The 21,994-nt window shown below is 48.5% G+C and carries 19 protein-coding genes and 1 tRNA gene; 17 read left to right on the forward strand and 3 right to left on the reverse strand.

All coding sequences use genetic code 11. The features are described 5' to 3' along the window. Positions 1-26 precede the first annotated feature (26 nt). The 3 genes from H615_RS0101870 to H615_RS0101880 all read left to right on the forward strand — a co-directional run bounded on the left by H615_RS0101870 (position 27) and on the right by H615_RS0101880 (position 1,104). Positions 27-99 (forward strand) — tRNA-Val (locus H615_RS0101870). 180 nt (positions 100-279) lie between these two features. Beyond that, positions 280-552, forward strand: coding sequence for a hypothetical protein (locus H615_RS0101875; RefSeq protein ID WP_027953567.1), 273 nt, complete (start codon positions 280-282; stop codon positions 550-552). A gap of 222 nt (positions 553-774) precedes the next feature. Then, positions 775-1,104, forward strand: coding sequence for a DUF4257 domain-containing protein (locus H615_RS0101880; protein ID WP_027953568.1), 330 nt, complete (start codon positions 775-777; stop codon positions 1,102-1,104). A gap of 22 nt (positions 1,105-1,126) precedes the next feature. On the opposite strand, the gene H615_RS0101885 is transcribed toward H615_RS0101880, so the two are convergent. Next, entirely contained in the window at positions 1,127-1,615 is a 489-nt protein-coding gene (locus H615_RS0101885; protein WP_027953569.1) for a hypothetical protein, read from the reverse strand. A gap of 111 nt (positions 1,616-1,726) precedes the next feature. Continuing rightward, positions 1,727-2,587 (reverse strand): SDR family oxidoreductase, encoded by an 861-nt coding sequence (locus H615_RS0101890; RefSeq protein ID WP_027953570.1) that lies wholly within the window; start codon positions 2,585-2,587, stop codon positions 1,727-1,729. A 235-nt stretch (positions 2,588-2,822) separates the two neighbouring features. Between H615_RS0101890 and H615_RS0101895 the strand changes: the two genes are divergently transcribed. From H615_RS0101895 to H615_RS0101950, 12 genes are all read left to right on the forward strand, one after another. Continuing rightward, positions 2,823-4,295 carry a CoA-acylating methylmalonate-semialdehyde dehydrogenase gene (locus H615_RS0101895; protein ID WP_027953571.1) on the forward strand — a complete coding sequence of 491 codons (1,473 nt, stop codon included), beginning with the start codon at positions 2,823-2,825 and terminating at the stop codon, positions 4,293-4,295. 192 nt (positions 4,296-4,487) lie between these two features. Continuing rightward, positions 4,488-5,378, forward strand: a complete 891-nt coding sequence (locus H615_RS0101900; RefSeq protein WP_027953572.1) for a nitrilase-related carbon-nitrogen hydrolase — start codon at positions 4,488-4,490, stop codon at positions 5,376-5,378. 109 nt (positions 5,379-5,487) lie between these two features. After that, positions 5,488-6,861: an NAD(P)-dependent oxidoreductase gene (locus H615_RS0101905; protein ID WP_027953573.1), complete on the forward strand. Its 1,374-nt coding sequence runs from the start codon at positions 5,488-5,490 to the stop codon at positions 6,859-6,861. A 27-nt stretch (positions 6,862-6,888) separates the two neighbouring features. Further along, a complete protein-coding gene (gene preA, locus H615_RS0101910; protein ID WP_027953574.1) occupies positions 6,889-8,175 on the forward strand; it encodes an NAD-dependent dihydropyrimidine dehydrogenase subunit PreA in 1,287 nt (428 codons plus the stop codon). A 17-nt stretch (positions 8,176-8,192) separates the two neighbouring features. Then, positions 8,193-9,608, forward strand: a complete 1,416-nt coding sequence (gene hydA / locus H615_RS0101915; protein WP_027953575.1) for a dihydropyrimidinase — start codon at positions 8,193-8,195, stop codon at positions 9,606-9,608. Between the two features lie 87 nt (positions 9,609-9,695). Further along, entirely contained in the window at positions 9,696-11,189 is a 1,494-nt protein-coding gene (locus H615_RS0101920; RefSeq protein ID WP_027953576.1) for an NCS1 family transporter, read from the forward strand. Positions 11,190-11,202: 13 nt separating this feature from the next. Then, the gene (locus tag H615_RS0101925; protein ID WP_027953577.1) at positions 11,203-11,439 is read left to right on the forward strand and encodes a hypothetical protein; all 237 of its coding nucleotides are present in this window, start codon (positions 11,203-11,205) and stop codon (positions 11,437-11,439) included. A gap of 250 nt (positions 11,440-11,689) precedes the next feature. After that, positions 11,690-13,282: a PucR family transcriptional regulator gene (locus tag H615_RS0101930; RefSeq protein ID WP_027953578.1), complete on the forward strand. Its 1,593-nt coding sequence runs from the start codon at positions 11,690-11,692 to the stop codon at positions 13,280-13,282. 136 nt (positions 13,283-13,418) lie between these two features. Then, positions 13,419-14,759, forward strand: a complete 1,341-nt coding sequence (locus tag H615_RS0101935) for an aspartate aminotransferase family protein (RefSeq protein WP_027953579.1) — start codon at positions 13,419-13,421, stop codon at positions 14,757-14,759. 22 nt (positions 14,760-14,781) lie between these two features. Further along, positions 14,782-15,918 (forward strand): alanine dehydrogenase, encoded by a 1,137-nt coding sequence (gene ald / locus H615_RS0101940; RefSeq protein ID WP_027953580.1) that lies wholly within the window; start codon positions 14,782-14,784, stop codon positions 15,916-15,918. Positions 15,919-16,042: 124 nt separating this feature from the next. Beyond that, positions 16,043-17,032 carry an NADPH:quinone reductase gene (locus H615_RS0101945; protein ID WP_027953581.1) on the forward strand — a complete coding sequence of 330 codons (990 nt, stop codon included), beginning with the start codon at positions 16,043-16,045 and terminating at the stop codon, positions 17,030-17,032. A 78-nt stretch (positions 17,033-17,110) separates the two neighbouring features. Then, positions 17,111-17,368 carry a phage holin family protein gene (locus H615_RS0101950; protein ID WP_027953582.1) on the forward strand — a complete coding sequence of 86 codons (258 nt, stop codon included), beginning with the start codon at positions 17,111-17,113 and terminating at the stop codon, positions 17,366-17,368. 103 nt (positions 17,369-17,471) lie between these two features. Here the strand turns inward: H615_RS0101950 and H615_RS0101955 are convergent, their stop codons facing one another. Further along, entirely contained in the window at positions 17,472-17,897 is a 426-nt protein-coding gene (locus H615_RS0101955) for an excalibur calcium-binding domain-containing protein (RefSeq protein ID WP_027953583.1), read from the reverse strand. A 261-nt stretch (positions 17,898-18,158) separates the two neighbouring features. On the opposite strand from H615_RS0101955, the gene H615_RS0101960 reads away from it, so the two are divergent. Both H615_RS0101960 and H615_RS0101965 read left to right on the forward strand, forming a co-directional pair. Continuing rightward, the gene (locus H615_RS0101960; RefSeq protein ID WP_027953584.1) at positions 18,159-18,734 is read left to right on the forward strand and encodes a TetR/AcrR family transcriptional regulator; all 576 of its coding nucleotides are present in this window, start codon (positions 18,159-18,161) and stop codon (positions 18,732-18,734) included. Positions 18,735-18,802: 68 nt separating this feature from the next. Continuing rightward, entirely contained in the window at positions 18,803-21,964 is a 3,162-nt protein-coding gene (locus H615_RS0101965) for a bifunctional cytochrome P450/NADPH--P450 reductase (protein WP_027953585.1), read from the forward strand. The last annotated feature ends 30 nt before the right edge of the window (positions 21,965-21,994 follow it).

Raw genomic sequence — 21,994 nt, forward strand, 5'->3', positions numbered from 1 at the left:
CACCAGGAAAGACCCACTATTATTTTGATTCCGTAGCTCAGCTGGGAGAGCGCCACCTTGACAGGGTGGAGGTCGTTGGTTCGAGCCCAATCGGAATCATACAAACCCACGTGCTGAAATGGTACAGTTTCTCGTCAATGAGAGGCTGTACCATTTCTTTTTTTATTAGAAGAAATTTGGATTCTCTAACGTGGTTCGTTACATATTCTTGTATAATGGGTAATAAATAGAATTCAGCTCCATTTAATAAATCTCTTCAGGAGGTGCGGCAGGCAGGATATGGGGAAAAAGAAAAAAGATGAAGAATTCGATGATTTGCTGGATGCTTTCAGAGAAGCCGTTTCATTGGAGGAAACCCGGTACTATTACATGAAGCTTCAATTGTTTCTGGATCACTATGAGGAGAGCAGAGCCGTATTTCAATCTACAGACAAAGTGGAGAAGAAAGACTATGAACCCTTACTGCAAGGAATGATGGAGGCCACTTCCAAAAAAGAAGTGGATTACTATGAAGGAGAAATCCAGCACTTGCTTGATGTGAAAAAAACTTAAGATTACATTTATTGTTATTTGAAGAACAAAATTGAAAAGAAGTATTTATTTTCTTGTTGGAATATTGTACACTGAAGGTAGCATGTTCATTATAGTAACTTTTCGTTTATACAATAAAAGACTTATCGAGGCGGCCTGCTTTGGTGGATGATTAGTGCATAGTTCTTATGTTTCTAAATATCTTCCAGCGGCCGCCTTTTTAAGTTTAGGGGGATCAATAATGTGGACACGCTCCTGATTGCCGGTTGTATCGGAGGGATGACAGGCGTTGTGGCTCATTTGATGAGAAACGGAAAGGTTTTGGTTTTCCCGAGGAGGCGGAGACGTCCAAAAGGCATTTATCTCGGGTTTTTAGCAGATTTTTTAATTGGCGCCGCAGCGGCGGTTTTTGCTGTCACATACCTTGTACCGGAGCCGGGCATGCTGCGGACTTTGATCGGCATATCGATCCTGGCCGGGATGACGGCAGAGAATGTACTTTTGAAAAGAGAATTGAACGTAGAAAAAGCGAAAGTGGAAGGATTGGACCGGATCAATCAGCGTTTAAAGTGACCGGACCCATCCTTTTTTTGTTTCAATCCACTAGAATCATAAAATGATCATGCTCCGTATCGACAGGCGCTGTTTTAAAGATGCTGGTATACACCGCCTTTAACTCCTCATACAACACCTTCGAATGAACCGTTGTCAGATAAGTATCGGGATTTTTTTGGTAGGCTTTCAGTTTATGTAGATCCAAATTGACGGTATACGAGTAAAAGAGATCCTGTGATCGTAGAAAAGGTTTTTCGCACGGGGTTTGACCGTCATCTGTAAGCGGGGAACGGCTGTGGATCCGCAGCTTTTTTGGTGAGGCATCCTCTTCCCATTCGCTGGACACCCCGTAGAATGTAGCAAAGGGAGGTTCTTTGCTTTGATCGATATATGTCGTCTGAAAGCTGAACTCAATGGCACCTTCCCTGCCGGTTACTACACAGAAGGCAAGGTATGTCCGGTTGGATGCTGTACCTTGAGCGAGGTCTTCTTGATTGCTGAAACAATGACAGAAACTGGTTCGGGCCATAAGCGACACCATCCTTCCCATACAATTATGGATAATTATAACACGTCCACCATTCCGTTAGTCGGTTAAACAGCGTTCGGTGAACGAAAAAAAGCCGCTTCCGCAGCTTTCTTATCCGTTGACGGGTATTCCTCCGTTTACATGCAGCATCTGACCTGTAACATAGCTGGAATCACTGGAGGCCAGATAGACATAGGCAGGGGCCACTTCCCTCGGCTGTCCTGGACGGCCCATGGGATTGTCCGAACCGAATTCAGACACTTTTTTCTTGTCAAAACTAGCTGGAATCAACGGCGTCCAGATCGGCCCGGGGGCCACCCCGTTGACACGTATGCCTTGATCGATCAGTGATCCGGCAAGGGAGCGGGTGAAAGAGGTGATGGCACCTTTCGTTGATGCATAATCAATGAGCTGATCGTTCCCTTTATAAGCTGTCACCGAAGAAGAGTTGATGATACAGGATCCTTTCTTCATATGAGGCAGGAGGGCTTTCGTCATATAAATGTAGGAAAAGAAATTAACGCGGAATGTTTCCAGAAGCTGTTCATTGGAAATGTCGAGCACACTTGTCTGCGGATATTGAACGGCTGCATTGTTGACAAGAATATCTATGGTTTTAAATGTCTTTACAACCTGTTCGGCGATGGTTTCGCAGAACTCCGGTCCTCCGATATCCCCGTGATACAGCTCACAGCGTCTGCCTTCTTTCTCGATTAAGCTCTTCGTGATTGCTGCATCTTCATGCTCATCCAGATAAAGGACAGCTACATCAGCCCCTTCCTTAGCAAAAAGCAGGCTGACCGCTCTGCCGATCCCACTGTCTCCTCCGGTAATGACGGCGGTTTTACCGGCTAGTTTTCCACTTCCTCTATATGTCTCATCTGCATACTCCGGCAGCGGATTCATTTCATACTCGTAACCAGGCTGTCGTTCTTGATGCTGTTCCGGCTGTACGGCATTCTTTTTCTTCATGATACGTAACCCCCTATGTACAAATGGTTAAAATTGGTGCAGACCCGCTCCCGCTAGCTTGCCCTCGGGGCCAGCTTCTTATCCCCCCATTCTTTCAGGGTGTTGGATATAGGATTTACGTGTCATTCTGTTCATTCCAACGGCCATTCATTTAACGTTTCGTCCATTGATGTGTAAAAATTCAGAATTTATACTTATCTTGAGTGAAAAAATATATGAAACCAGAGGTGACATGATGGAGACAACTTTCTCGAAGTCGAATCAGGTGGTTATTGAAAACTTTATCCATGGCGAGTGGGTTCCTTCTGAAGGAGGTCAGGTGGAAGAAGTTCCAAACCCGGCCACTGGACAAACCATTGCACGCGTCCCTATTTCAACTAAAGAAGATGTGGATCAAGCGGTCCGATCAGCGAGAGAGGCTTTTCAGTCCTGGAAGAAGACTCCAGTACCGAAACGAGCGAGAATCATGTTCAAATATCAGCAGCTTCTGATTGAAAACCGTGATCAGCTGGCTGAAGCGTTGACACAGGAAAATGGAAAGACGAAAAAGGATGCAGCAGGGGAAGTGCAGCGCGGCATCGAATGTGTGGAATTTGCGGCAGGGGCACCTAGTCTCATGATGGGGGACGTGCTTCCGGATATCGCCGAAGGGATTGATTCAGGGATGTATCGGTATCCAGTAGGGGTCGTTGGTGGAATCACACCATTTAACTTTCCGATGATGGTTCCGCTCTGGATGTTTCCGCTTGCGCTCGTATGTGGGAATACCTTTGTTCTTAAGCCATCGGAACGGACGCCGATTTTAGCAAAAATGCTGGTAGAGCTCATCCATGAAGCGGGACTGCCGAAAGGCGTGCTTAACCTTGTTAACGGGGCGCATGATGTCGTCAATGGCCTGCTTGAGCATGAAGAGGTCGATGCTGTCTCCTTTGTAGGTTCCCAGCCTGTAGCGGAATATGTGTATAAAACGGCTTCACAACATGGGAAGCGCGTTCAGGCTCTGGCCGGCGCTAAAAACCATTCCATAGTTATGCCGGACTGTAACCTGGATAAATCGGTCGAAGGTATCATCAATGCCGCTTTTGGAAGTGCGGGCGAGCGGTGCATGGCCTGCTCTGTCGTTGTTGCCGTGGGTGATGTAGCGGACAGTCTTGCGGCAAAAATCAAAGATGCAGCGGATCAGTTGAATGTTGGCAATGGTCTCGATGATGAAACAACCCTGGGGCCATTAATCCGTGAAGCTCACCGTGAGCGGGTGCTGAGCTACATTGAAGCCGGGGAAAAAGAGAACGCGGCTTTGATCAGAGACGGCAGGGTAGAGCTTCGGGAGCATGATTCCGGATACTTCCTTGGCGCAACGATTTTCGATCATGTATCCAAGGATATGAAAATATGGAAGGATGAAATTTTTGCTCCTGTCTTAAGCATCGTCCGGGTGAATACTCTTGATGAAGCGATTGCAACGGCGAACGAGTCGGAATTTGCCAATGGTGCCGTCATTTATACGTCCAGCGGAAAAGCGGTTCAGCAGTTCCGGGAAGAAATGGATGCGGGAATGCTCGGAGTGAACGTGAATGTACCTGCACCGATGGCCTTTTTCCCGTTCTCCGGAAATAAAAAGTCGTTTTATGGGGATCTGCATGCCAATGGGAAAGACGGCTTGAACTTTTATACAAAGCGTAAAATGCTGACACAACGCTGGTATTAAGGAAGGAGGAAGGAAGAAGCAGATAGGACGCTTCTTCCTTCTTTGTTTCCGCCATTAACAATGTATCCAGCAGGGTACGGCAAGGTTTTGACACTTTGTATAATGGATTTTCCGACAAAAACCTGTATGGTAAGATTAAATAACTAAATATTATGAATTTTATAAAATTAAAGCGGTATGAGGAGGAGCACTATGTCAGATAAAGTACAGATCGGTTTAATTCAAGCATCACATGATGTGGATGGAAGTGAACCTGTAGAGGTCCACAAGCAGCAGTCCATCGAGAAGCATGTGCTGCTGGTGCGTGAAGCGGCACAAAAAGGAGCGCAGATCATCTGCCTGCAGGAAATTTTCTATGGTCCTTATTTCTGTTCCGAGCAGAACCCGAAATGGTACGACGCTGCAGAGGAAATTCCGAACGGTCCGACGACGAAACTGTTTCAGGACCTGGCTGCAGAACTGGCGGTCGTCATCGTTCTGCCTATCTATGAGCGGGAAGGAATTGCTACGTATTACAACACGGCCGCTGTCATCGATGCTGATGGGTCCTACCTGGGCAAATACAGGAAACATCACATCCCACAGGTGGGCGTTGGGGACAAAGGATATGGATTTTGGGAGAAGTACTACTTCAAACCAGGCAACCTTGGCTATCCGGTTTTTGATACGGCCTATGCCAAAGTAGGGGTCTACATCTGCTATGACCGTCATTTTCCTGAGGGTGCCCGTGTCCTTGGCCTGAACGGTGCAGAAGTCGTCTTCAATCCATCGGCTACCGTAGCCGGGCTTTCAGAATATCTATGGAAGCTGGAGCAGCCGGCCCATGCCGTTGCTAACGGTTACTACCTGGGGGCAATCAACCGAGTCGGCTATGAAGGTCCATGGAATATGGGCGAGTTTTACGGCCAGTCCTACCTGGTTGATCCGCGTGGCAGCTTTGTCGCAGAAGGCAGCCGGGATCAGGATGAGGTCATCCTTGGGGAAATGGACAAAAAATTCATCCGGGAAGTCCGGGATACATGGCAGTTCTACCGTGACCGCCGCCCGGAAACGTATGAAAAAATGGGTGAGCTTCTCCCGTAACTACACATCACGATTTGAACAGAGAGTTCTGCATAGGGCCGGGGGCTGAAAAGAATCTATGCAGGGCTTTTTTTATAAATCCGTATCTTACTGAAAGAGGGGGATCAGCGTGACTCAGTTGAAAAGCAAGGGGATATCACTGGAAAACCTGCAGGTGAATTTTAATGAGGTCCATGATGGATTGAATGCCCAGGAGGCGATGGAGGAGTCCAATCGCTGCCTGTACTGCTATGATGCACCCTGTATTAAGGCCTGCCCGACAAGTATCGATATTCCGAAATTCATTAAAAAGATTGCTTCCGGGAACCTTAAAGGATCTGCGGCAACCATCATGTCCTCCAACCCGGTTGGGGCGACATGTGCACGTGTTTGTCCGACAGAAGAGCTTTGTGAGGGGGCCTGTGTCCTGAACCACTCGACAGAACCGATCTTAATCGGTGATCTGCAGCGGTTTGCCACAGACTGGGCCATTAAAAATGAACAGCTGTTATTCAAACCCGGAGAGAAGAATGGGATGAGTATCGCTGTGATCGGCGGCGGACCTGCCGGCTTGTCTACCGCACGGGAGCTTGCCCGTTTCGGCTATGATGTCACAATTTTTGAAGCGGCAGAGGAGGCTGGTGGCTTGGATACATACGGAATCGTATCGTTCCGGCTGCCGCAGGAAATTTCCCGGTGGGAAGTGGACCAGGTGGAAAAGCTGGACGTGAAGATTAGAACGAATACGGCGGTTGGAGCAGATGTTTCCTTTGAAGAACTGTCTGAGCAGTTTGATGCGATTGCCTTGACGATCGGTATGGGCCACGTACCGATGCTTGGAATCCCCGGAGAGGATCTGACAGGCGTACACGATGCGATTGATTTTGTAAAAGAAACCAAATCTGGTCCGATTACGGATGAACTGCTTGGACGCAGAGTTGTTGTAATCGGCGCTGGAAACACAGCCATTGATGCAGCGACCTGTGCCGCCCGTAAAGGGGCGGAGGATGTGAAAATCGTCTACCGCAGAACAAGAAAAGAAATGACAGCCTATGAGTTTGAGTACGATTTTGCCAAACAGGATGATGTACAGTTCCACTGGCTGACTCAGCCTGTGGAAGTTATTGGTAATGAGACAGGACATGTCACTCATTTGAAATGTGTGGAGATGAAGCTCGGGGCCCCTGATGAAGATGGAAGAAAAAGGCCTGAACCCGTGCCGGAATCCGAATTCCTGATGGAGGCGGATGCGGTGATCAAAGCCATCGGTCAGACGCGCTACACAGATTTAATTGAATCGTTTGGTCTGGACCATGAAGGCGGCGTCGTTAAAGTCGACCCTGTCACTCTAAAAACCTCCCAATCCAACGTCTTTGCTGCCGGCGATGTCATTTTTGCGAAGGGGCAGGGAGAGGCCATGGTCGTAACGGCTGCCCAGCAGGGCAAGGAAGTCGCTATGGCGATTCATAAACAGCTCTCTCCAACGCCTACGGCTGCGGTGTAACTTTACAAAACTACGAGGAGGAATCTTATGGCTGACCTACGATTAAATCTGGCAGGGATCGAATCCCCCAATCCATTCTGGCTGGCTTCCGCTCCCCCGACCAACTCGGGGTACCAGGTGCAGCGTGCGTTTGAGGCGGGGTGGGGAGGAGCTGTTTGGAAAACACTTGGCGATCCAATCTTGAATGTGTCCTCCCGGTTCGCTGCTGTTTCCTATGGCGGAAAGCGTGTGGCGGGATTTAACAATATAGAATTGATTACAGACCGTCCGCTTGAAGTAAACCTGAAGGAAATCTATGAAACGAAGAAAAGATTTCCGGATCATGCGATTATTGCTTCCTTAATGGTCGAACCAACCCAGGAAAAATGGCACGAAATTGTTAAACGCGTGGAAGATGTCGGGGTGGACGGGCTTGAGCTGAACTTCGGATGTCCCCACGGCATGGCGGAACGCGGCATGGGCGCGGCCTCGGGCCAGGTTCCTGAGCTTGTGGAAAAACAGACCGCCTGGGCGAAGGAAGTGGCGCAGACCCCTGTTATTGTGAAATTGACCCCGAACATAACAGACATTACGTTTACAGCGGAAGCAGCCGTCAATGGTGGCGCAGATGCGGTCAGTATGATCAATACGATTAACAGTCTTGCCGGCGTGGACCTGGACTCATGGGATACGGTACCAAACGTAGCCGGCAAAGGAGCGCACGGAGGGTATTGCGGTCCTGCCGTAAAACCGATTGCTTTGAACATGGTGGCGGAATGTGCCCGACATCCGAAAATCAATGTACCGATATCAGGAATGGGCGGCGTTTCCAGCTGGCGGGAAGCGGTCGAGTTCATGCTGATGGGCGCGACAGGCGTGCAGGTGTGTACAGCCGCCATGCACCACGGCTTCAGCATCGTCGAGGATATGATTGACGGGCTGGACAATTATTTGGATGACAAGGGTCTTGATTCGGTCATGGATCTTGTTGGAAAATCTGTCGAAAAGTATTCCGACTGGGGTAATCTTGATCTCAATCATCAGGTCGTTGCCAAAATCAACAACGATGTGTGCATCAACTGTAATAAGTGTCATATTGCCTGTGAAGACACGTCCCACCAGTGTATCGATATGCTCAAGGATGACAAGGGCAGGGACATTTTGAAGGTGCGCGAGGAAGACTGTGTCGGATGTAATTTGTGCAGCATCGTCTGTCCGGTGGACGGAGCCATTGATATGGTGGAGTATGCCAACGGGAAGCCTCCGATGACGTGGAACGAGCGGCAGGCAGCGATTGGAGCCACTCCATCGTGCAACGTTGATTTAATCAAGTAATTTCATGGAGGGATTGGATGAGAAAAATTATAAAGAACGGAACGATTGTCACGGCAGCAGATACGTATCAGGCAGACCTTTTGATCGAAGATGAAAAAATCGCCATGATCGGCCAAGGTTTTGATGAAACTTCGGCCGAAATTGTGGATGCTTCCGGCCGCTACATCTTCCCAGGTGCGATCGACCCGCATACTCACCTGGAGATGCCGTTCGGGGGTACGGTCAGTAAGGATGACTTTGAAACAGGAACCATTGCTGCGGCCTATGGTGGAACGACAACAGTCATTGATTTCTGTTTAACAGATAAAGGAAAACCGCTCCAAAATTCCATCGATCAGTGGCATGCCAAATCTCAGGATAAATCAGTCATCGACTACAGCTTTCACCTGATGATCAGCGAAATGAATGAACGTGTGCTGGATCAGCTTCCTTCTGTCATTGAAGATGAGGGGATCACTTCATTCAAAGTGTTTATGGCGTATAAAAATGTGTTCCAGTCCGATGACGGTACGCTTTTTAAAACGCTGGAACAAGCGAAAAACCTAGGAGCGCTTGTCATGGTACATGCTGAAAACGGGGACGTTATCGATCACTTAGTGAAAAAGGCCCTTGACGCAGGGCAGACCGACCCTATTTACCATGCCTTGACCCGCCCGCCGGAAGTGGAGGGAGAAGCGACCAATCGGGCAGCAGAATTGACAGGACTGGCCGATTCCCAGTTATATGTCGTCCACGTCACCTGTGAGCAGGCCGTATCAGCCATTGCTGCAGCAAGGAAGAAAGGGTACAACGTCATAGGTGAGACGTGTCCGCAGTATTTGGTTCTCGATCAAAGCTACTTGGAAAAACCGGACTTTGAAGGGGCAAAATACGTCTGGTCTCCCCCTCTCAGAGAAAAACACCACCAGGAAGTGTTATGGAATGCATTGAAGACCGGCGATCTGCAGACGCTCGGGTCGGATCAATGCTCATTCGATTTCAAGGGACAGAAGGACCTTGGCAAAGACGACTTTACTAAAATACCAAATGGCGGTCCGATCATTGAAGATCGTGTCAGTATATTATTCTCAGAAGGTGTGAAAAAAGGCCGGATCAGCTTGAATGAATTTGTTGATATTACCTCTACCAAAATAGCGAAAACGTTTGGATTGTTCCCGCAGAAAGGAACGATTTCCGTTGGGGCCGATGCGGATATCGTCATCTTTGATCCGGATGTGGAACGGACGATTTCTGTCGAGACGAGTCACATGGCTGCGGATTACAATCCGTTTGAAGGCATGCAGGTGACCGGACAGACGGTCAGCGTCCTTTCCCGTGGGGAATTCGTCATTAAGGACCAGCAGTTTGTCGGAAAAATCGGCAGCGGCAGGTATGTGAAGCGTTCCAAGTTCGGTAGTCCAACGTCTTCCCAGGAGAAGCTTTACCAAAAGTAACCCGTCCTCGTTACAGAAATAAAAGGCTGTCCGGCACCAGCCGGGCAGCTGAAAAATTTATAGGTAAACTTAGGAGGAGACGGCTTCATGAGTAGGAAAGATAATCATTTAATGTCCCCGGACCTTATGCCCATTCCCCATGATCAGAAGAAAATCGGCACCCTCGGATTTACATTTATGTGGGTCGGGATGGCTGTCGTTTTAGCTGCATTCGCCATCGGCGGAGCAGGGGTCCAGTCCATCTCTCTCATCTGGGTTGTCCTCGGAACACTTCTCGGTACGCTGCTGATCGGTCTAGCCATCACTCTGACTGCTGACATCGGTATTGAGCATGGCTTGTCTTTTCCCGTATACATGCGGGCTCCCTTCGGTATCGTCGGCACGCATTTCCCATCCGTTATCCGCGGTGTGGCTGCATCGATGTGGTTTGGAATCAATACCTACTTCGGATCGACAGCCATTAACGGCATTTTAAACATTTTATTCGGGTTTGATAACTGGTTTGTTTGTTATATTCTGTTTGCTTTATTCCAGCTTTTTAATACCGCACTTGGAATCAAGGCTGTTGAGAAATTTGCGGACCTCGCCGCGCCGATCATTATTCTGATCGGGGTATGGATGTACTTCAACCTTACAGGTACCGCGGCGGAACAGGGCAAAGACATCTGGGCATGGGTGGAAAGCCCGGTGACTGGTGGAGCGGCTTTCACCGCTTTTGTCATCGTTGTGGTCAGTAATATGGGATATTGGGCAACGCTGGCGGCGGATATTTCCTCCATATCCCGGTTCATTAAAGCTCCAAAATATGAGAGGAACTGGTTCAAGCGGAATAAAGGGGCAATGGTCGGAAGTCTTGTCGGTCTGCCTCTAACACAGACGTTTATCGTTGTGCTTGGTGCTGTCTCGTACATTGCGGTTTCCAATTTTGACCCGGTCGTCGCCCTGCAGGAATCAGCAAGCGGACTTGTCCTTGGGATTCTCCTTCTCATGATCGTACTGGCCCAGTGGTCGACGAACGTGAGTGCGAATATTGTTCCGGCTGCAACGATCTTTTCCAACGTCGGCGGCCCGAAACTGCCTTTCTGGGCAGGGGTGTTCATAGCGGGTCTTGTCGGGACGGTCATACAGCCGTGGAGTATTTTTAATCTGCTGATTCCCGTCCTCTTAATAGCGGCGGCGATTCTATCTGTGATTGTCGGGATCATCTTTGCCGATTACTATCTATTAAGAAGACGCCGGATGAATGTTACGGATCTGTATAAGAGCGGCGGTCAGTATACCTACGACGGCGGGATAAACTGGGCTGGTATGATTTCCTGGGTCATTGGCAGTGTATTCGCTTATCTCTTCAGTACATGGTCCTTCTTCGTAGGATTTGGGATCGGAGCGCTTTGTTACTATCTGCTTGCCAAGCACTGGTATTTTAAAAAGCATCCGCAGGCTGAGATCGAGAACCCGAGTGATGATGAGTATTTGGGAATCACAGTTGGACGGGATTGGGTTATCGGTGAAGGATTTGTAGAAGAGAAGCTTGGAAAGCGAACAGGGACAGAGGATTTAACAAAAAAAGCAGATGCTTAAAAGGAGGAGTAACATGTCAGACCATCGTGAATTTCATGCAGAAAGGGAAAAAATCGACTTTTTATTGGAACAGGGGTATGTCATGAAAGCCGTGACTGAAAATTTAAGCGGAGCTTTCCTGGAGTTTGTGTACGAAGGCAGTGATCCGGACCAGCCGGAGGTGGAGAGGCTTCATATTCTTCATCCGGATTCAAGAAAATATTTTTCAACGATATTATTTCAGCAGCAGAAGAAACAGGAAATGAAGTAGGGGGCAGGCTCCCTGCTTTTTTTTCTGTCTTTTTCATCCGTTCCTGTTAAAATAGAAGGAGACGGTTTTTTTTATGAAGAATAATGATAGCGCTTACAGAATCGGTCAAGGGAGATTTTCTGACCGACAGGGGAATATAAGTGTGTTCAAGCCCTTACTTTCCAAGGATTCAGCCTCTGTGTGAGATTATCTTACAAGATGTTCGATTATCACGGCCTTTTGGTATACGTTAAAAAGAGGGGGGCGTTGTATGAAAGATTCCATGTCTATTGAAAACATTCTGAAACGAGACCATTTTTCATCGGCAAAAGTCATATCGGGACACGCCGGACTTTCGAAATCAGTGAAATGGGTGCATGTCTTTGAAATGACGGAAGTGAGAGAAAACCTGAAGGGTGGAGAGCTCATTCTTTCTACAGGGTTTGGATGGAAAAATGATGACCGCCTGCTTCTGGGTCTGCTTCAGCAGCTGGTTGAACGAAACGTCGCAGGCATCTGCATCGAGCTCGGTACGTTTATTCAGGAGTTATCAGAGGATGCTCTGGCTTTTGCAGATGCGCACGACTTCCCGGTCATCGTTTTCGAGAAGGAGGTTTCCTTCATTGAAATCACCCGGGAGATCCATGCCGATTTAATCAACCATCAGTATGAGCGGATTTCCAGCCTGGAGGATTATGCCCAGCGTCTGAATAAACGTCTGTTGTCCATTGATAACTATTTCGATATCCTGAAAAATCTGCAGCAGTATGTGAACTGCCAATTGATATATGTCACGAAAGATCACACGGTGGTTACGGTGCCGCAGCTTAGAAATAAGGAGAGGGAGGAGGCGCTTGCTGAATTGAATGCCCCGCCCGCTCAGCGGAAACGGTGGCTGCTGCAACAGCCTGTCCAAGTGCTGGAACGGGAATTTGCTGTCATTTATTTATTATGTGGAAGACGGGAGCTCGGGGAATTCGAATCTCTTCTTCTCGACCGGACAGCAACCGCTCTCGCCCAGTACCTCCTCCGGGAATTGTATACGGAGGAAAAACGAAAGGCGAAGGAAACCGAATGGCTGATGGGGTGGCTGGAAGGAGAGCATACCACAGAGGAAATCGAAAACCGTCTGCCCCGCTACAAAATCCAGCTGCCTTCATCAGGGGCTGCGGCTGTGACCATAAAAATGAACATGGCCGACGAACGGCGCACCAATCCGGATGTTACGTATTTGAACATGCTTGTGCAGAATATTTTTGATCAGAATGGATTTTACGTTTTTCCAGTACAGCGCCGTCAGCTGGTTACGTACATCCTCTTGAACCGAAAACAGGAGGAGGACTGGAAGAGGCGCATGAAGACGGGTGTGGACAGACTGAAAAAAATCAGCATGCTGAATGATTCGTCGGTGGCTTCTTTCCAAATCGCCGTCGGAAAATATATACGTCGTCTGGATCATATCAGTGAAAGTTACCAGACCGCATTGGAAACGCTGACGCTGCAAAGTAATCTTCCACCTGAACAGCACAGATATTTTTATGATGATATGCACATGTACCGGCTCATCTCCCTTGTACATAAACACAGCAACCTCACCGGGCTGGTCAATGAATATTTAGAGCCGATTATACAGTATGACCAAAAACATAATACGAAGCTTCTGGAAACCTTACGGGTGTATCTTGCCTGTAACGGTTCCAAGAAAGAAACGGCAGACAAGGTTTTTGTTGTCCGGCAGACACTTTATCACCGTCTCGAGAAGCTGGAAATGCTGCTTGGAGCGGACTTCATGGACTGTGAAAAACGACAGGTGATCGAGTTTGCGCTTGTCGCTCATGAATACCAGCAGGCCCTGCATGCCTGACCTCCATACAGCCGTGTTGTCATTATGTGTAAGCGTTCGGAGGACGGTTTAACACAATGTCTAATGAAACCCGTTCTTTAATATTGGATAATTAAGATAATTCAAATAATTATCCAGGAATGGGGAGGTCTTTTCCATGACAAAAGCGGATGTGCAGAATGATATGTTCGTAAAGGACGAAAAGTATGTATGGCACTCCATGAAGCCGTACAAACCCGAAAATACGATGATCGCGAAAAGTGCGAAAGGCTCATGGATTACGGATGTGCAAGGCAATCGTTTTCTGGATGCGATGTCAGGCTTATGGTGTGTAAACATCGGATACGGCCGTGAGGAACTGGCGGAGGCCGCCTATAATCAAATTAAGGAATTGTCCTACATGCCGATGACCGAAAGCCACGAGCCTGCCGTAAATCTGGCTGAAAAGATCAATGACATGCTCGGGGGAGACTATGTCGTCTTCTTTTCCAATAGTGGGTCCGAAGCGAATGAAATGGCGTTCAAAATGACACGGCAGTATCACCAGCAGAAGGGGGATCATTACCGATCCAAATTCATCTCCCGTTACCGCGCGTATCATGGGAATTCGACAAGCTCCCTCTCTGCTACAGGCCAGGCCCAGCGGAAGTATAAATATGAACCACTGGGATCAGGTTTTCTTCATGTAGCTCCGCCTGATGAATACCGCAATCAACATAGTGAAGCTGACCGCTGGGGAGCGGAGGATATCGATAAGGTCATGACCTGGGAATATAACGAAACGATTGCCGGAGTGATTATGGAACCGATTATCACCGGGGGAGGCGTCATTGTTCCGCCGGAAAATTATATGAAGGAAGTTAAGTCCATCTGCGAAAAACACGGAGCTTTAATGATTGTGGATGAAGTCATCTGTGGGTTTGGGCGGACAGGTCAGCCGTTCGGGTTTATGAATTACGGGGTTCAGCCTGATATCGTGACGATGGCCAAGGGCATGACCAGTGCCTATCTGCCCTTGTCAGCGACCGCTGTGAAAAGAGAAATCTATGAAGCCTTCTGTGGAGAAGAGACTTACGATTTCTTCCGGCATATCAATACATTTGGAGGCAGCCCCGCTTCCTGCGCCGTTGCACTGAAAAATATTGAAATTATGGAGAAGGAAAAGCTTTTCCAACGTTCCAGCCAGTTGGGAGATCTTGTGAAAAACGAATTGCATACGCGTCTGCAGGGGCATAAATATGTAGGAGATGTCAGAGGTAAAGGGCTGCTGATTGGAATCGAGCTCGTCTCTGATAAAGAAACGAAAGAACCGCTGGCTGTGGAAAAAGTCAATGCCGTCATCCATCGGTGTAAGGAGAAAGGCATCATTATCGGAAAGAATGGGATGACGGTAGCCGGTTACAATAACATATTAACTCTGGCGCCGCCGTTATCGATTGAAGAGGAGGATGTCACCTTCCTGATCCATACACTGGTCGAGGCTATCTACACCCTTTAGATAATGACAGGAGGTTTTCAGTGTGCGTATTGGAATCCCGAAGGAAATAAAGAATAATGAAAACCGGGTCGCTATGACACCGGCTGGGGCCGTTTACCTGATTCAGCAGGGCCATGAGGTGTTCGTGGAAACCAAAGCCGGGGATAGCTCCGGCTTTTCGGATGACGATTATAAGCAGGTCGGTGCGACGATTGTCGGGTCGGCTTCAGAAGCCTGGGGTCAGCAGATGGTTTTGAAAGTAAAAGAACCGCTGGCGGAGGAGTATGGGTTTTTTTATGAAGGGCTCATTCTTTTTACCTACCTGCACCTGGCTGCGGATGAAGAATTGACAAAAGCGCTGGCCGATAAGAAAGTGACGGCTATCGCCTATGAAACAGTGCAGAGCGATAACGGCTCCCTGCCGCTCTTGACGCCGATGAGTGAAGTGGCAGGGAGGATGGCAGCTCAAAAAGGCGCACAATTTTTAGAGCGCCCGCTCGGGGGGACCGGAATCCTTCTTGGCGGCGTACCCGGGGTGAAACGCGGAAAAGTGACCATTATCGGTGGCGGGGTCGTTGGAACAAATGCGGCTAAAATTGCCGTTGGTCTCGGAGCTGAAGTCACCATCATCGACTTAAGTCCTGAGCGTCTCCGGCAGCTGGATGATATTTTTGGATGGCAGATCAATACACTCGTTTCCAATCCGCTGAATATCAGCGAAGCTGTAAAGGAATCCGATCTTGTGATCGGTGCCGTGCTTATTCCGGGAGCAAAAGCGCCGAAGCTCGTTACTGAAGCAATGGTCAAAACGATGAAGAAAGGCAGCGTGCTCGTGGATGTAGCTGTCGATCAAGGCGGGATCGTCGAAACGGTGGATCATGTGACCACTCATGATGATCCCGTCTATATGAAACATGGCGTCGTCCATTATGCAGTAGGAAACATGCCGGGGGCTGTTCCTCAGACTTCTACTGTCGCGCTTACAAATGTGACGATTCCGTATGCTTTGCAGATCGCTGGTAAAGGGTGGCGGAAAGCCTGTCTTGAAAGTTCTGCTCTACGTAAAGGTTTGAACGTTGTCAATGGACTTGTCACATATAAGCAGGTAGCCGAATCCCATCAAATGGATTATACGGACGTCCAGAAAGTCCTGGGTCGTAAGACGACGCTGCCTAAGTAAGCACTAAAATCTTGTTTCCATCAGGTTGTCGGGAATGGTCTCGACAGCCTTTTTGCTTTCTTCGGGCTTTTTGATTTTCAGCATCCAGGGTATAGTAAGGGGAGAAAATCAAGGAGGTTTTTGTATGAAAGCAGCATGGTTTGAAGCATTCGGTGCACCGGAAGAGGTGCTGCAGACAGGGGAGTATACTGCCCCTGAACCCGGACATGGAGAAGTATTGATACGAATGAAAACTTCAGGAGTGAATCCTTCTGATACAAAAAAACGCCAGGGATCTTTTCAAAATCTGCTGGATGGTGGACCAGTCATTCCTAACAGTGACGGGGCGGGTGTAATCGAAGCTGTCGGTCCCGGCGTCTCCCACGCGAGAATCGGGGAAAGAGTCTGGGTGTATCAGGCCCAGTTTCAACGGCAGCATGGAACTGCAGCGGAATATTGTGCGGTAGAAAGCCGGAGAGCTGTAAAGCTGCCGGAAGAGGTCAGCTTTGAAACAGGGGCCTGCCTCGGTATTCCGGTCATGACCGCCCACCGCAGCGTTTTTGCTGATGGACCGGTAGAAGGGGAAGTACTATTTATTACGGGTGGAGCCGGTCGTGTCGGTTACTATGCGATCCAATGGGCGAAGCTTGCCGGCGCGGTCGTCATTACGACGGCGAGTAATGAAGAATCCAGCCACTACTGCCGTGAAGCAGGAGCGGATTTTGTTGTCAATCATAAATCTGGTGATATGGTTGAACAGGTGCTGGACTTTACCGGAGGCCGGAAAGTGGACCGTGTCATTGATGTGGAATTTGGAGCGAACCTCGAGAGCGTGCTGGACATCATCCGAGTCGGAGGTGTGATTGCCACATATTCCTCAACGGTCGTCCCGGAGCCTGTTCTTCCATTCAAGCGTATGATGTTTATGAACTTAACGATTCGTATGATTATCGTTTATGACATGCCGGAAGAAGCGAAGCAGGAGGCCATCGATGATATTGATGAAGCACTGCGGTCTAATCTGCTTCTCCACCGCATCGATAAGATCTACCCATTGGAAGACATTGCAGAAGCCAATGCGCTCATTGACAGTGGAGAAGGTTACGGCTGTGTCATCGTCAATATAGAAGATTAACGGGTCATGTCTAGCGCTGTTTCTTCGTGAATAGGCTGATAGCAGGAAGGCTTATTTCACTTGAAGGAGACATGCACGATGGAAATCATGATGGATTTCACCCCGTATATCGGTCTGGCCGTTGTTTTGTACGCTATCCGTCAGACCCGACGGGTGTCCAATCGATTTATTCCGATTATTGCCGTCCTTCTCGGTATCGGTTTTTCGCTTTGGGAAAATGGTCTGAATCCTGACGCTGTCATTACAGGGCTGAAGTATGCACTGCTCGGCATTGGTACAGTGGCTGGAATTAAATACTTTCTGGAAAAGAAAGAAAAGGACACGGCGCAGAAATAAGAATGGAAGCAGACGCAGGAGCGAGCGCGTCTGCTTCTTTTTATGGCATAAAAAAGACAGGCAGGAGAGCCTGTCAGCATGAGGGGAGAAGGTGTCATTCATTTTATTGTTCCCTGCGGCGCACGACTAAAGCGGTTCCACCAAGTACAGAAAGAGTCATCCCCAACAACGCATATGTAGCGTACGGTGCTGAAGTGTCAGGCAGTTCGCCGCCTTCCTCTTCACTGGACATCGTTTCTTCTTCTTCGGCTGCATCCTCATCTCCGGAGGACATGTCATCGGAAGATTCCTCTGAACTGTCGGAGGAACTACTGTCTGGGTCCTCACAAGGAATACCGTCTCCATCTCTGTCTAAACGCTCTGGGTCATTTTCGGCGGAGTAGCCTTTTTCATCCCAATATTCTTTTGCTTCTTCTTCAGAAGCAAAATCAGGGCAGTCTTTATCACCGTCATGATTATCGGCACTTACGGCTCCGAAACTACTGAAAATCAAACCAATGGCAAACAGACCTGCAAGCAGCTTTTTCAATAGAAAAACCCCTTTTAGATAGATTCACCATCTCCCTTTAATATAATTCTCTCTATATAGAGGTAATTCCTCAAAAAAACCGAAGGTAAACCAAAAATTTACAATGATGTAGAATAATTTTACAATTATGAAAAAATGAGGGGTGGGAATTAGATAAAGTTACCAGATATGAGTCCTTTGATTGATTGAGGGGTATGATAAACTATACTAAGATTTTAATAGGAATGAGGATTCATTCCTTGGTTAAGGAGAGAAACACCGATGCCCACAAACAGAACGAAGAGAGAAGATATTTTAGACAGCGCCTTGAAATTGTTTGCTGAACGCGGCTTCGATGCTACGACGATTCCGATGATTGCCGGGGATGCCCGTGTAGGCGCAGGAACGATTTACCGTTATTTTGAGAACAAGGAAGTTCTTGTGAATACGCTTTTCCAGCATTATGTCCAGGCATTCAAAGGGATGCTGGAGGAGGAATATCCTCAAGAAAGCTCGAGCAGGGAGCAGTTTCATCATTTGTTTCAACGGATGGTCCAGTTCACAAATGAGCACGAACATGCGCTTTATTTTATTAAGACGCATAACGGGGCTTATTTCCTGAATGAGTCCAGCCGGAAACAGTTCAGCTGTCTTTGGAAGATTCTCAGGGATTTTCTGGACAAGGGAAAAGAGCGGGGAGAAATCCGCCAGCTGCCGTCGCTCGCCTTGATTGCTATTATTTTCGGTGGCTTTTTAGAACTTGAACAATTGATCAGATCCGAAGAGTTGGAAGCCAGCCGGGACTTACTTCATGGAGTTGAAGAAAGCTGCTGGGATGCTGTGCGTCATCATCATTGATGGGGCATTTCTTTTACACAAAACGGAATGAATGTTCATTCCGTAATTTTAACAAGAGGTGAATCATTGTGAATAAAACGAATACAATACCACGTCCGAAGGAATATGGGCCGCTTGGAAACCTGCCATTGCTGAATAAAGACAAACCCATCCAGTCGTTCATGAGTATGGCGGAGGAGTACGGGTCCATTTTTCAGTTTCAATTCCCCGGAAGAGTGAGCACTTTTATCTCCAGTGCGTCTTTAGCGGGTGAAATCCTCGACGAAAACCGGTTCGACAAACATGTGGGTCCTGCGCTGCAAAAGGTGAGGGCTTTTGGCGGGGATGGATTGTTTACGAGTGGAACGGGAGAGCCCAACTGGAAAAAAGCGCATAACATCCTGCTTCCGAGCTTCAGTCAGCAGGCCATGAAAGGTTATCACGATAAAATGGTCGACATCGCCGGTCAACTGGTACAGAAGTGGTCACGGCTCAATGCAGGTGAATCTGTTCAGGTTCCTGATGATATGACGAGGCTGACTCTTGATACGATCGGCCTGTGCGGCTTCAACTTCCGCTTCAACAGCTTCTATAGAGAGGATATGCATCCGTTCGTTGAGAAAATGGTCCGTGCTCTCGATGAATCGATGAGTCAGTCCCAGCGTCTTGGCATTCAGGATAAGCTGATGGTCCGGTCTAAACGCCAGTATAAAGAAGATATTGATTATATGTTTGAGCTTGTGGACGGTTTAATTGCTGAGCGGAAAGAGGCAGGTGACCAGGGAGAAGATGATCTTCTATCCCATATGCTCAAAGGGGTGGATCCTGAAACAGGTGAAGGTCTTTCAGATGAAAACATCCGTTTTCAGATCATTACGTTCCTCATCGCCGGACACGAAACGACGAGCGGCCTTTTGTCGTTTGCTCTTTATTTCTTAATGAAGCATCCGGATAAGCGGAAAAAAGCACAGGCGGAAGTAGATGAAGTCCTGGGCGGTGACACCCCATCCTTTAAACAAGTGAAGCAGTTGAAATATGTAAGGATGGTGTTGAATGAAGCTCTTCGTCTCTGGCCCACCGCGCCCGCATTTTCTGTCTACGCCAAGGAAGATACGACGCTTGGCGGTCAATATGAAGTGGAAAAAGGGGATGCCTTCACTCTGTTGATCCCTGAACTGCACAGAGATAAAGCAGCATGGGGAGAGGATGTGGAAGTCTTTCGACCGGAGCGTTTTGAAGATCCTTCATCCGTACCGTCCAACGCTTTCAAACCGTTCGGGAACGGCCAGAGAGCCTGTATTGGACAACAGTTTGCCCTTCATGAAGCCGTACTTGTTCTCGGCATGGTCCTTCAGCACTTTGATTTAGTGGATGACGAGGACTATGAGCTGGATGTGAAAGAAACGCTGACTTTGAAGCCTGAGGGGTTAACGATGAAAGTGAAGACGAGAAAGGAAGTATCGGTCTTCCAAAAACCGGCGGAAGAACCGGCAGCGTCCAGCATAGAAGAACCAGCGATTGCATCGGATGCTCACGGAACGCCTTTGTATGTACTGTATGGATCCAACCTTGGGACAGCAGAAGGAACGGCAAGGGAAATAGCGGAAAAAGGGTCATCTCTTGGGTTCAAAACCGTTACAGCTCCATTGGATGACTACGTGGGTGCCGTTCCGGAGGACGGGGCAGTATTGTTTGTCTCCGCTTCTTATAACGGCCACCCGCCTGATAATGCCCGTCAGTTCATGGAATGGATTCCAACACTTGAATCAGGGGAGTTGTCCGGTGTCACGTATGCGGTCTTCGGCTGTGGGGATCGAAACTGGGCGGCTACGTATCAGCGGATCCCTCAACGGATCGATGAAGAAATGAAAGCCAAAGGTGCAGGACGACTTCTTTCCCGCGGCGAAGGAGATGCCAGTGAAGATTTTGATGGTGATTTGGAAGCCTGGCAGGAAAACCTCTGGAATGAACTCACTTCCTTCTATGAATTGGAAGTGAAAGAAACGTCCGATCAGTCCAGTTCTATTGCTATGGACTATGTGAGCGGGACGAGTTATACGCCGATTGGTCAGTCTTACGGGGCATTTACGGCGGAAGTATTGGAGAACCGTGAGCTTCATCAGGCTGGGGCACGGAGTACAAGACACGTGGAACTTCTGCTGCCAGAAGGTACTGTGTATCAAGAAGGTGACCACATCGGTGTTGTCCCAGAGAACCATGAAGTCCTCGTGGACAGAGTGGTGGACCGTTTTTCACTGAAAAAAGAAGCCTTTGTCGTTTTGAAGGAAGGGGCAGGAAAAGCGAAGCATCTGCCATCAGGGCAGCCTGTCCAGCTGGGGGAACTGTTATCCTCCTATGTTGAACTTCAGGAACCGGCTACGCGGGCGCAGCTTCGTGCCCTTGCCGTCAGTAATCCCTGTCCTCCCCATAAGCAGGAGCTGGAACGCCTGACAGAAGGCGAAGTTTACAAAAAGGAGATTCTTGCTAAACGACGGACGATGCTCGAATTGCTGGAGGAATATGATTCCTGTCTGATGGAATTTGAGCAGTTCCTTGCACTGCTTCCACCGCTGCGTGTCCGTTACTATTCCATTTCAAGTTCGCCGGCTGCAGGAAAAGAGCGGGTGAGTATCACCGTCAGCGTCGTGAAGGGGAAAGCCTGGAGTGGTCAAGGAGAATACAAAGGCATTGCATCCAATTACCTGGCGCACCTCGACGCAGGAGATAAAATCGCCTGCTTTATCCGGACGCCGGAGACGGACTTCCAGCCGCCGAAGGATCCACAGACACCGGTCATTATGGTTGGACCAGGGACGGGGATTGCTCCATTCCGAGGATTCATCCAGCAGCGGACCCATCTTCGAAATGAAGGAGAAGACCTGGGAGAAGCTTATGTCTATTTCGGATGCCGTCATCCTCAGCAGGATTTCCTGTATGAAGAAGAGTTGAGGGAAGCAGAGGCAGAAGGGTTGATCACGTTGAACACCGCGTTTTCAAGGTGTGAAAATCAACCGAAAACGTATGTCCAGCACATCATGGATCAAGACAAAGACATTCTGGTCCCACTGTTGGAGCAGGGCGCCCATCTTTACATCTGCGGAGATGGAAGCCGGATGGCTCCTGAGGTTCTGGAAACGTTGAAGAGCAGTTATCAGGCAGTCAGAGGGGCAGATGATGAAGCAGCTGCAGCCTGGCTCGATCAATTGGAGAAAGAGGGCAGACTGGCTAAAGACGTATGGTCGGGAACTTGAAAATAAAAAAAGGATGAGGCTGGAAAGCCT

This window comes from Halobacillus kuroshimensis DSM 18393, assembly GCF_000425705.1.
Lineage (GTDB): Bacteria > Bacillota > Bacilli > Bacillales > Halobacillaceae > Halobacillus > Halobacillus kuroshimensis.